Origin of the sequence: Streptomyces azureus (assembly GCF_001270025.1) — a bacterium.
Lineage (GTDB): Bacteria > Actinomycetota > Actinomycetes > Streptomycetales > Streptomycetaceae > Streptomyces > Streptomyces azureus.
The window spans coordinates 19,696-31,111 of the sequence record NZ_DF968196.1; the positions used below are offsets into that span (position 1 = coordinate 19,696).

The following is an 11,416-nucleotide window of genomic DNA, read 5'->3' on the forward strand; positions in this document are numbered from 1 at the left end:
CAGGCTAAGGGGACACAACGAACGCAACTCCACCTTGCGGAGTACACGCGCCCGGTGCGGATCGGTCCTCCGGTTGACCCCTGCACCTATCCCACTTCCCTACGCTGGGTTACGTGCAGCGCCTCTATGACTTCCTCCGCAGGCACCCGATGTGGGTCGACGGCTCGTGGGCCGTGGTCCTCCTCGGGATTTCCGTGGTCGGCGGAGCGTCGGGCGGATTCGGCCCTCCGGCCGTCGCCGTTCCGCTCGCGCTGCTGCTGTGCCTGGTGGTCGCGCTGCGCCGCCGCATGCCGGAGAAGATGCTGCTGCTCGCGACCGCGGTCGGTGTGGCGCAGCTGATCACCGATGTCGAGATGGGTCCTCACGACTTCGCCATGCTGGTGATCGTCTACACGGTCGCCGCGGAGGGCGCGCGCTGGGCCTCCCGCTTCGCCCTGGCCGCCGGCCTGTGTGCGGCCCCCGTGGCCCACCTGCGCTGGCCGAGCGACCAGATGGGCGTCGCGGGCAGCATCGCCGCGACGGTCTTCATGACCGTGCCCTTCGCCCTCGCCTGGGTGCTCGGCGACTCCATCCGCACCCGCCGCGCCTACTTCGCGCAGCTGGAGGAGCGGGCCGCCCGCCTGGAGCGGGAGCGCGAGGCACAGTCCAAGGTCGCCGTCGCCGCCGAACGGGCCCGCATCGCGCGCGAGCTGCACGACGTCGTCGCGCACAACGTCTCGGTGATGGTGGTGCAGGCCGATGGCGCCGCCTACGTCCTCGACGCCGCGCCCGACCAGGCGAAGAAGGCCCTGGAGACCATCTCCTCCACCGGCCGCCAGGCCCTCGCCGAGATGCGCCGCCTGCTCGGCGTGCTGCGCACCGGGGAGCACGAGGAGGCCGGCGAGTACGTGCCGCAACCCGACGTCGAGCAGATCGAGGACCTCGTCGAGCAGTGCCGCGGGCACGGGCTGCCCGTCGACTTCAAGGTGGAGGGCACCCCCCGCCCGCTGCCCAGCGGCGTCGAGCTCACCGCCTACCGCATCGTGCAGGAGGCGCTCACCAACACCCGCAAGCACGGCGGGCCCAACGCGGGCGCGAGCGTGCGCCTGGTGTACTTCGACGACGGCCTCGGCCTGCTCGTCGAGGACGACGGCAAGGGCGCCCCGCACGAGCTGTACGAGGAGGGCGGGTTCGACGGCCAGGGCCACGGCCTGATCGGCATGCGGGAACGGGTCGGCATGGTGGGCGGCACCCTGGACGCCGGCCCGCGCCCGGGCGGAGGATTCCGCATCAGTGCCCTGCTGCCGCTCAAACCCGCCAACTGACCTCGGCGCACGCCCCTCGCTGACCCTTGTAACAGAGACATGGAAGAGGCCCCGATGACGATCCGCGTGATGCTCGTCGACGACCAGGTGCTGCTGCGCACCGGGTTCCGGATGGTGCTCGCCGCCCAGCCGGACATGGAGGTCGTGGCGGAGGCGGGCGACGGGGTCGAGGCCCTCCAGGAGCTGCGCTCGACCGAGGTCGACGTGGTGCTGATGGACGTCCGCATGCCGAAGCTCGACGGTGTGGAGGCGACCCGCCGGATCTGCGCGGACACCGACCCGCCGAAGGTGCTCATCCTGACCACCTTCGACCTCGACGAGTACGCCTTCTCGGGGCTGAAGGCGGGCGCCTCCGGCTTCATGCTCAAGGACGTGCCGCCCGCGGAGCTCCTCGCCGCGATCCGCGCCGTGCACAGCGGCGACGCGGTTGTCGCCCCCTCCACCACCCGGCGGCTCCTGGACCGCTTCGCGCCGATGCTGCCGGGCACCAAGCAGCCCCAGCACAAGGAACTGGAGCGGCTCACCGAGCGCGAGCGCGAGGTCATGGTGCTGGTCGCGCAGGGCCTGTCCAACGGCGAGATCGCGGCCCGGCTGGTGCTGTCGGAGGCGACCGTGAAGACGCACGTGGGCCGCATCCTGACCAAGCTGGGGCTCAGGGACCGGGTGCAGGTGGTGGTGCTGGCCTACGAGACGGGACTGGTGCGGGCCGGCGGGCACGGCTGAGCGGCACACGAAGGCCGGCTGGAGCGACGGCCGCTATCTGAGGATCCCTTCCAGGAACTCGCTGCCGAGCCGGGCCACCACAGTCACATCCAGCTGGTGAAGGACGTAGCGCCCGCGGCGACGGGTGCTGACCAGGCCCGCCTTCTTCAGCACGGCCAGATGCCGGGATATCTCCGGGGCCGTCATGCCGTGCACCTGCGCCAGCTCGCCGGTGGTGTACGCGCTGCGGGCCAGATTGCGGCACATGCGCATGCGCACGGGGTGGGACAGCGCCGTCATGCGCAGGGCCAGCTGCTCCAGCGTGGGCGGGGCGGCGAGCTCGGGGGAACCGACCGGGTAGTGCAGCACCGGCCGCCAGCCGTACCGGTGCAGGACCATCAGGTGCGGCCAGCCCAGGCTCGTCGGGACGAGCAGCAGGCCGTTGTCGCCCGTGGCCGTACGGCCGTCGCCCAGCTTGTCGACCTTGATGTCGGCGGCGGCCTCGTCGAGCGTCACCGCGGGGGACACCGCGGCGAGCGCCTCGGCCAGGCCCCGGTGTCTGAGGAGCTCCGTCTTGTGGCGGGCGTCCGCCGCGAGCTGGTGACGCAGCCGGGACCAGGCCTCCGCGAAGAACGCCTCGTCGCAGTCCTGGAGGAACTGCCGCAGCCAGGCCCGGATCCTGGGCGGGTCGGCCAGCAGCCGCTCGCTGAACCGCAGCTGCTGCGGTCCGCGCGCGGCTGCCAGGTCCAGGGAGCGGCGGCGCACCTCGGGGTCGGACAGCGCGCTGGGCCCGCACGTGCCGTACCAGACGGCACAGGTGAACTCCAGCGCCGCGTCCACGAACTGTTCGTCCGTCAGCTTGTCCAGCAGGTCCAGTTCCTCGGCGAGGGTGGCGCACGGCAGTGTGCCCGGGCCCGGGAGGCCGGCGTACGGCAGGAACAGGTCCGAGAACGTCGTCCGCCACAGGAAGTCGGCCTCGCACATCCGGTCGGCCAGGTGCGGGTCGAGCCGGGCGGTCACGCCCGTCACCCAGCCCTGGAGGCCCGGGTGGTGCCCCGGCTCGGACAGCGCGTGCAGTGCCATGCCCAGCTCGGCCAGGGGCGAGGGCACGACGGCGATGCGCTCCGGTCGCAGCCCCGTGATGTCGATGTGCACGCTCATGCCCTCATGGTGCACCCCGCCACTGACAACGCCCCCGTCGATTGACGGGCCTCGTCAATCGACGCGACGCCTCCTCCGGCACGGGCGCACTGTGGGACCACCGGGGCAGCCGCGGAGCCTTCGGACCTCCATCACCCCGTCCCGCAGAGGCGATCCACCATGAGCATCACGCAGCAGTACCTCCTCGACACCTACCGCGCCCGGCAGCTCGGCGAGCCCGCCCCGCCCGCACCCGGCACGCACGACTGGCAGGTCGTACGGGAGTGGCGCGACGAACGGCAGTTCCGGGCGGTCCCGGCGGGCCGCCCGGCCCGCCATCGGTTCCGGGACGCCCTGAACCGGTGGCGGCGGCGCCCTACCTGACCTCCTCCGGCAGCGCCCTACCTGGCCTCCTCCGGCAGCCGGGCCACGAACTCCGCCACCGCGCTCTTGACGTCCTCGGCGGTCCACTCCAGCCCGGCGGACCGCACGTGCACCTCCGTGACCGCCAGCCCCGGACCGCCCCGGTGCCAGGCGGAGCCGAACAGGACGCAGCCCGTCTCCTCGGCCGCCCGGACAGCCGCCTCCCCCAGGACGTCCGCGTCGTACGGCAGCCACACCTGGAAGTCGTGGGTGTGCGGCACCTCCGGGTGCACGCGCGCCCACGGCATCCCGGCCGCCGCGAACCCCTCGCGCAGGGCGGCGGCCACCACGCGCGCGTGGGCGACGTACTCCGGCAGCCGGGGCAGTTGCCGCTCCAGCCCGACCAGCGCCGACAGGGCCGTCGGGAACTGCTGGAAGACCAGGCCGCCGTACCGGTGCCGCCAGGCCTTCGCCTCCTCCACCAGCTCCCCGGGCCCGGCGAGTGCCGCGCCGCCGAACGCCTCCAGGGACTTGTAGAACGACACGTAGACGCTGTCGGCCAGGCCCGCGATCTCCTCCAGGGACCGCCCGAAGTGGACCGTGGACTCCCACAGCCGGGCCCCGTCGAAGTGCACCACCGCGTCCCGCTCCCGGGCGGCCGCCACCACCTCGGTGAGCTCCTCCCAGGAGGGCAGCACGAAACCGGCGTCCCTCAGCGGCAGTTCCAGCATCAGCGCCCCGAAGGGCTCCTCGAAGTCGCGCACCTCGGCGGCGGTGGGCAGCCGTGGCTCGTCCGTCACGCGCACCGGCCGCAGGCCGCCGACCTCGCTGAACGCGTTCCGCTCGTGCATCTCGGGATGGCTGAGCGCGTGCAGGGCGACGGTCGGGTTGCCGGTGCGGCCCGCCCAGCAGCGCAGCGCCACCTGCTGGGCCATCGTCCCCGTCGGGAAGAACGCGGCGGCCTCGGTGCCGAGCAGTCCGGCGACCTTCGTCTCCAGCGCCTCGACGACGCCGTCGCCGTACACGTCGGCCAGCTCGTCCAGGTCGTACAGGCCCTCCGCCCCGTCCAGCTCCGCCAGTCGTTCCCGGAGCGTCTTGTGGAAGCCGAAGCGCGCGAACACCCGCCGTGCGCCCCGGTGGACGGCCAGACGCCGCTCACGGAGCCGTGACCTGCGGTCCTCGTCCGACAGTTGCCCGGTCGCCTGCTCGTCCTGTTCCGCCGTGTCGCTCATGGCCCGGATCATCCCGCGCGCGTGTGCGGGCGGGCACCCGGATTTCCGTACGACCGTGCCCGTGTGCGACGTCCACGCGCGGCGTCCGCCGGAATGCACACCCTGTGGACAACCGAACGCCCCTCGAGCCGATCGCGTTAACATGACGAGAAATCGTCCGGTACCCGGAGCGGACTGGAACGGGAAGGCCGCCGTCGAGTGAACACAACCCCACAGCCAGACCCCAAGGACCGCCCCGCGCGGCTCACCGTCGGCGTCGTCGGCGCCGGTCGCGTGGGACCCGCACTGGCCGCGTCCCTCCAGCTCGCCGGGCACCGCCCGGTCGCCGTCTCCGCGGTCTCCGACGTCTCCCGGCGCCGTGCCGCGCAACTGCTGCCCGACGTGCCGGTGATGCCGCCCGCCGAGGTCCTCCAGCGGTCCGAGCTGGTCCTGCTCACCGTTCCGGACGACGCCCTGCCCGAGCTGGTCGCGGGCCTCGCCGACACCGGTTCCGTACGGCCGGGACAGCTGCTCGTGCACACCTCCGGGCGGTACGGCGCGCGGGTGCTCGACCCCGCCCTGCGCGCGGGCGCCCTGCCGCTCGCGCTGCACCCCGCGATGACCTTCACCGGCACGCCCGTGGACGTCCAGCGACTGGCCGGCTGCTCCTTCGGCGTCACCGCGCCCGAGGAACTGCGGCTGGCCGCCGAGGCCCTGGTCATCGAGATGGGAGGCGAGCCGGAGTGGATCGCCGAGGAGAACCGGCCGCTCTACCACGCGGCCCTCGCGCTCGGCGCCAACCACCTGGTCACCCTGGTCGCCCAGTCCCTGGAGCTGCTGCGCACGGCCGGTGTCGCGGCCCCCGACCGGATGCTCGGCCCGCTGCTCGGCGCAGCCCTGGACAACGCCCTGCGCTCCGGCGACGCGGCCCTGACCGGCCCGGTCGCGCGCGGGGACGCGGGCACGGTCGCCGCGCACGTCGCCGAGCTGCGCCGACACGCCCCGCAGGCCGTCGCCGGCTACCTGGCGATGGCCCGCGCGACCGCCGACCGGGCCCTGGCCCACGGCCTGCTGAGGCCGGAGCTCGCCGAGGACCTCCTCGGGGTACTCGCCAACGGGACCGACGGCACCGAAGGGGACGCCCGATGACCACCACCCTGCTCAGCACCGCCGGTGAACTGCACGCACGCACGCGTGCGGGCCGTCGCGCCGTGGTGATGACCATGGGCGCGCTGCACGAGGGCCACGCCACGCTGATCCGCACCGCGCGCGCCATCGCCGGGCCGGACGGCGAGGTCGTCGTCACCGTCTTCGTCAATCCGCTCCAGTTCGGCGAGGGCGAGGACCTCGACCGCTACCCGCGCACCCTGGACGCCGACGTGAAGCTGGCCGGGCAGTCGGGCGCGGACGTCGTGTTCGCCCCGGCCGTCGACGAGGTCTATCCCGGCGGCGAGCCCCAGGTCCGCATCACCGCGGGCCCCATGGGGGAGCGGCTGGAGGGCGCCTCCCGCCCGGGCCACTTCGACGGCATGCTCACGGTCGTCGCCAAGCTGCTCCACCTCACCCTCCCCGATGTCGCCCTGTACGGCCAGAAGGACGCCCAGCAGCTCGCCCTGATCCGCCGCATGGTGCGGGACCTGAACTTCGGCGTGGAGATCGTCGGCGTGCCCACCGTCCGCGAGGAGGACGGCCTGGCCCTGTCCAGCCGCAACCGCTACCTCTCGCCCGCCGAGCGGCGCACCGCCCTCGCGCTGTCCGGTGCCCTGTTCGCGGGCCAGGACCGGCACGCCGCGCAGGAGGCGCTGCGCGCCCGGGCCCGGGAAGTGCCCGCCACACGCGCGCGTGCCGAGGCCCTCAGCGCCATAGGGGAGTCCCGCGCGGCAGCGGACGCGCACGCCGTCGCGACGGCCGTCCCGGGCGGCCCGGCAGCCGTCCGCGCAGCCGCCCGCCAGGTCCTCGACGAGGCCGCCCGCCTCGACCCGCCGCTCATGCTGGACTACCTCGCCCTGGTCGACCCGTCCGACTTCACCGAGATCGGGGACGACTTCACCGGCGAGGCGGTCCTCGCCGTCGCCGCCCGGGTCGGGACGACCCGGCTGATCGACAACGTCCCCCTCACCTTCGGAGCCGCCTCGTGACCAGCACAGGCATACGACTGCACGCGCCCGCCCCCGGGTGGTCCCTCTCCGCGGACGTGGTCGTCGTCGGCTCCGGCGTCGCCGGCCTCACCGCCGCCCTGCGCTGCGAGGCGGCCGGCCTCACCACCGTCGTCGTCACCAAGGCCCGCCTGGACGACGGCTCCACCCGCTGGGCCCAGGGCGGCATCGCCGCGGCCCTCGGCGAGGGCGACACCCCCGAACAGCACCAGGACGACACCCTGGTCGCGGGCGCGGGCCTGTGCGACGAGGAAGCGGTCCGCATCCTCGTCACCGAGGGCCCCGACGCCGTACGCCGCCTCATCGAGACCGGCGCCCAGTTCGACGAGTCCTCCGAGGGCGGCCTGGAACTCACCCGCGAGGGCGGCCACCACCGCCGCCGCATCGCCCACGCAGGCGGCGACGCCACCGGTGCCGAGATCTCCAGGGCCCTGGTCGAGGCGGTACGCGCGGTCAGGAGGGGCGAGCGCGAAGCGCTCTCGGGCAAGGGTGGTGGTGGGCGACGGGCGGGACTGCGCACGGTCGAGAACGCGCTCGTCCTGGACCTCCTCACGGACGCCGAGGGCCGCACGGCGGGCGTCACCCTGCACGTCATGGGCGAGGGTCAGCACGACGGCGTGGGCGCGGTCCACGCCCCGGCGGTGGTCCTGGCGACCGGCGGCATGGGACAGGTCTTCTCGGCGACGACCAACCCGTCGGTCTCCACGGGCGACGGCGTGGCCCTGGCGCTGCGCGCGGGCGCCGAGGTGAGCGACCTGGAGTTCGTCCAGTTCCACCCGACGGTCCTCTTCCTGGGCTCCGACGCGGAGGGCCAGCAGCCACTGGTCTCCGAGGCGGTACGCGGCGAGGGCGCCCACCTGGTCGACGCCGACGGCGTGCGCTTCATGCAGGGGCAGCACGAACTGGCCGAACTCGCCCCCCGGGACATCGTGGCCAAGGGCATCATGCGCCGCATGCAGGAGCAGGACGCCGAGCACATGTTCCTCGACGCCCGGCACTTCGGCGCCGACATGTGGGAACACCGCTTCCCGACGATCCTCGCCGCCTGCCGCGCCCACGGCATCGACCCGGTCACCGAGCCCATTCCCGTCGCCCCGGCCGCCCACTACGCCTCCGGCGGCGTCCGCACCGACTCCCACGGCCGTACGACGGTTCCCGGCCTGTACGCGTGCGGCGAGGTCGCCTGCACCGGCGTGCACGGCGCCAACCGCCTGGCCTCCAACTCCCTCCTCGAAGGCCTCGTCTACGCCGAGCGCATCGCGGCCGACATCGCCGCGAGCCACGCGGAAACCGGCCTCCACGCGCGCGTGCCGCGGCCCCTGCCCTACCCGGAGACCCCCGAGCACCCCCTGCTCACCCCGGAGGCCCGCTTCACGATCCAGCGGATCATGACCAACGGGGCCGGCGTCCTGCGCTCGGCGGAGTCCCTCGCCAAGGCCGCCGACCAGCTCCAGCAGCTGCACACCGACGCCCGCGACGCCCTGGCCGAGAACGGCAAGACCGCCGAGGCCGGCGTCGACACCTGGGAGGCCACCAACCTGCTGTGCGTGGCCCGCGTCCTGGTCACCGCGGCCCGGCTGCGCGAGGAGACCCGGGGCTGCCACTGGCGCGAGGACCGCCCAGAGCGCGACGACACCACCTGGCGGCGGCACATCGTCGTACGTCTGAACCCCGACCGCACCCTGGCCGTGCACACCACCGACACCACACACTTCCCTTCGACCCTCCCCCAAGCTCTCGGCTTCGCTCGAGCAGGGGAGACCCCCATGCCCCAGCCCCCCCAGGAGCAGTGACCGACGTGAGCACCCCCGACCTTCCCCTCGCCTCGTCCGGAGGCTGCGGCGACGGCTGCGCCTGCGGCGCGGACGGCGAGGCGTACCTGGAGTGCGGTCTGGACCCCGCACTCGCCCAGCTCCTGGCCGACGCCGGCCTCGACCCCGTCGAGGTCGAGGACATCGCCAGCGTGGCCCTCCAGGAGGACCTGGCCCACGGTGTGGACGTGACGACGGTGGCGACGATCCCCGAGGACGCGGTGTCCACCGCCGACTTCACGGCCCGCGAGGCGGGCGTCGTGGCGGGCCTGCGGATCGCCGAAGCGGTGATCTCCGTCGTCTGCGAGGAGGAACTCGCGATCGAGCGCCACGCCGAGGACGGCGACCGCGTCGAGGCGGGCCAGAAGCTCCTCTCGGTCACCACCCGCACCCGCGACCTCCTCACGGCCGAACGCAGCGCGCTGAACATCCTGTGCCGCCTGTCGGGCATCGCGACGGCCACGCGCGCGTGGGCGGACGTCCTGGACGGCACGAAGGCCAAGGTCCGCGACACCCGCAAGACGACACCCGGCCTGCGCTCCCTCGAGAAGTACGCGGTCCGCTGCGGCGGGGGCGTCAACCACCGCATGTCCCTCTCGGACGCGGCCCTCGTCAAGGACAACCACGTGGTCGCCGCGGGCGGCGTCGCCCAGGCCTTCACGGCGGTACGCGAACGCTTCCCCGACATCCCCATCGAGGTCGAGGTCGACACTCTGAACCAGCTCCGCGAGGTCCTGGACGCCGGTGCCGACCTGATCCTCCTGGACAACTTCACGCCGGGCGAGTGCGAGGAGGCGGTGGCCATCGTCCAGGGCCGCGCCGCCCTGGAGGCCTCGGGCCGCCTGACCCTCGACAACGCCAAGACGTACGCGGACACCGGCGTCGACTACTTGGCCGTCGGAGCCCTCACCCACTCCTCGCCGATCCTGGACATCGGCCTGGACCTGCGGCCGGCGGAGTAGGGGAGCGGGTACGGGTCATGCTGCTGACGATCGACGTAGGGAACACCCACACCGTCCTGGGCCTGTTCGACGGCGAGGACATCGTCGAACACTGGCGTATCTCCACGGACGCGCGCCGCACCGCCGACGAACTGGCGGTCCTCCTCCAGGGCCTGATGGGCATGCACCCGCTCCTCGGCGACGAACTGGGCGACGGCATCGACGGCATCGCCATCTGCGCGACCGTCCCCTCGGTCCTGCACGAACTCCGCGAGGTGACGCGCCGCTACTACGGCGACGTCCCGGCGGTCCTGGTCGAACCGGGCGTCAAGACGGGCGTCCCGATCCTCATGGACAACCCCAAGGAGGTCGGCGCGGACCGCATCATCAACGCGGTCGCGGCGGTCGAGCTCTACGGCGGCCCCGCGATCGTCGTCGACTTCGGCACGGCGACGACGTTCGACGCGGTCAGCGCGCGCGGCGAGTACGTCGGCGGGGTCATCGCCCCCGGCATCGAGATCTCCGTCGAGGCCCTCGGCGTCCGCGGCGCCCAGCTCCGCAAGATCGAGGTGGCCCGGCCCCGCAGCGTCATCGGCAAGAACACGGTCGAGGCGATGCAGTCGGGCATCATCTACGGTTTCGCCGGCCAGGTCGACGGGGTCGTCAACCGCGTGGCCCGCGAGCTGTCCGACGACCCGGACGATGTCACGGTCATCGCGACGGGCGGACTGGCGCCGATGGTCCTGGGCGAGTCGTCGGTCATCGACGAACACGAGCCGTGGCTGACGCTGATCGGACTGCGGCTGGTGTACGAGCGGAACGTGTCGCGTATGTGAGCCCGGGTGAGTCCACCTCGGCACTTCGAGGTGCTCGGAGTTGGTGCTGAGGGCGGGTGGGGCCGCAGCCCGGCGGTGCCGGGTGCCGCTGCGCCCACCCTCTCCCAAGCTCTCGGTTTCTCCCCCAAGTTCTCGGCTTGGCTCGAACAGGGGGGACCCCCATGAGCAGGGGCCCCATCGCCCCAGCGGCACGACTGCCGCGGCTACGCGGACACTCCAGGCGCGGCCCCGGCCCACCACCGCCGGGAAGGCGCTACGCGCACCCCCGCCCACCCGGGTGGTACCCCCCGCGCCACACCCATCCGTTATGCAGGATTTGTCTGATTAGCGCGTATCGTCGCCGCATGCCCACGCCACACGGATCCCGCGGCGGCATGGCGTTCGGCGTGGAGGAGCTGCGTGTGCTCCGCCGCGCTCTCGCCCTTGCCCTTCACCCCACCTCCGCCTCGGTCGACGACGTCCAGGACTGCCTCCGCCTCGCAGAGTCGCTCGACGAGGTGATGCGGGAGGGGGCCAGGCTGCGTGCCTTCCTCGTGGCCGACCTCGGTCGGTACCGCGCCGCCCTCCCCGGCACTGCTGCCGGCTACCTCACGCTCCTGGACGAGGCACTGGGCGCCGGATACCGCCCCCACCCCGACGACCTCGCCGCCCTCCGCGTCCTGAGCGGCAATCCCACCGCCGCCGCGCTCCTGGACCGCTGCCACCGCCTCACCGGGCAGCAGACCGCACGCACCGGCTCGCAGTCGCCCTCGCCGATCGCCCACCCGACCACTCACCCGGTCGCGCCCGGCGCCCCCACCGTCCCCGCCTCCCGCTGCCGCCTCCGTCTCCTGCCCCTCCCCGGAGGTCTCTCCGCCAGCGCCGAGGGCACCCCCGAGAAGCAGCCCGAGAAGAAGCCCGCACGAAAGCCGGCGGCTCCGAAGCCCGCCCCCAAGCCGGCCCCGGCCCCCAC

General features: G+C 73.4%; 11 protein-coding genes. 9 read left to right on the forward strand and 2 right to left on the reverse strand.

Annotated features, from left to right (window positions below):
- The first annotated feature begins 113 nt into the window (after positions 1–113).
- Positions 114–1,304 carry a sensor histidine kinase gene (locus tag AOQ53_RS02670; RefSeq protein ID WP_059414613.1) on the forward strand — a complete coding sequence of 397 codons (1,191 nt, stop codon included), beginning with the start codon at positions 114–116 and terminating at the stop codon, positions 1,302–1,304.
- A 54-nt stretch (positions 1,305–1,358) separates the two neighbouring features.
- A complete protein-coding gene (locus tag AOQ53_RS02675; RefSeq protein WP_059414615.1) occupies positions 1,359–2,027 on the forward strand; it encodes a response regulator in 669 nt (222 codons plus the stop codon).
- A gap of 33 nt (positions 2,028–2,060) precedes the next feature.
- Here AOQ53_RS02675 and AOQ53_RS02680 read toward each other — a convergent pair whose 3' ends face one another.
- Positions 2,061–3,167: a DUF5937 family protein gene (locus tag AOQ53_RS02680; protein WP_059414617.1), complete on the reverse strand. Its 1,107-nt coding sequence runs from the start codon at positions 3,165–3,167 to the stop codon at positions 2,061–2,063.
- A 159-nt stretch (positions 3,168–3,326) separates the two neighbouring features.
- Here AOQ53_RS02680 and AOQ53_RS42595 point away from each other — a divergent pair, with 159 nt between their 5' ends.
- Positions 3,327–3,530 (forward strand): hypothetical protein, encoded by a 204-nt coding sequence (locus AOQ53_RS42595; RefSeq protein ID WP_059414619.1) that lies wholly within the window; start codon positions 3,327–3,329, stop codon positions 3,528–3,530.
- Between the two features lie 17 nt (positions 3,531–3,547).
- On the opposite strand, the gene AOQ53_RS02690 is transcribed toward AOQ53_RS42595, so the two are convergent.
- Positions 3,548–4,741, reverse strand: coding sequence for a threonine aldolase family protein (locus AOQ53_RS02690; protein ID WP_059414637.1), 1,194 nt, complete (start codon positions 4,739–4,741; stop codon positions 3,548–3,550).
- A gap of 198 nt (positions 4,742–4,939) precedes the next feature.
- Between AOQ53_RS02690 and AOQ53_RS02695 the strand changes: the two genes are divergently transcribed.
- The 6 genes from AOQ53_RS02695 to AOQ53_RS02720 form a co-directional block, all read left to right on the forward strand.
- The gene (locus AOQ53_RS02695) at positions 4,940–5,869 is read left to right on the forward strand and encodes a Rossmann-like and DUF2520 domain-containing protein (RefSeq protein ID WP_059414622.1); all 930 of its coding nucleotides are present in this window, start codon (positions 4,940–4,942) and stop codon (positions 5,867–5,869) included.
- Positions 5,866–6,858, forward strand: a complete 993-nt coding sequence (gene panC, locus AOQ53_RS02700) for a pantoate--beta-alanine ligase (protein WP_059414623.1) — start codon at positions 5,866–5,868, stop codon at positions 6,856–6,858. The genes AOQ53_RS02695 and panC overlap by 4 nt, the downstream gene beginning before the upstream one ends.
- Positions 6,855–8,669: an L-aspartate oxidase gene (locus tag AOQ53_RS02705; protein WP_059414625.1), complete on the forward strand. Its 1,815-nt coding sequence runs from the start codon at positions 6,855–6,857 to the stop codon at positions 8,667–8,669. Before panC ends, AOQ53_RS02705 begins: the two co-directional genes overlap by 4 nt.
- Before the next feature lie 5 nt (positions 8,670–8,674).
- Positions 8,675–9,649 (forward strand): carboxylating nicotinate-nucleotide diphosphorylase, encoded by a 975-nt coding sequence (nadC, locus tag AOQ53_RS02710; RefSeq protein ID WP_059414638.1) that lies wholly within the window; start codon positions 8,675–8,677, stop codon positions 9,647–9,649.
- Between the two features lie 17 nt (positions 9,650–9,666).
- Positions 9,667–10,464 (forward strand): type III pantothenate kinase, encoded by a 798-nt coding sequence (locus AOQ53_RS02715; RefSeq protein WP_059414627.1) that lies wholly within the window; start codon positions 9,667–9,669, stop codon positions 10,462–10,464.
- 344 nt (positions 10,465–10,808) lie between these two features.
- Positions 10,809–11,416, forward strand: a 608-nt coding sequence (locus AOQ53_RS02720; RefSeq protein WP_408055129.1) for a hypothetical protein, incomplete at its 3' end; no start/stop codon positions are given.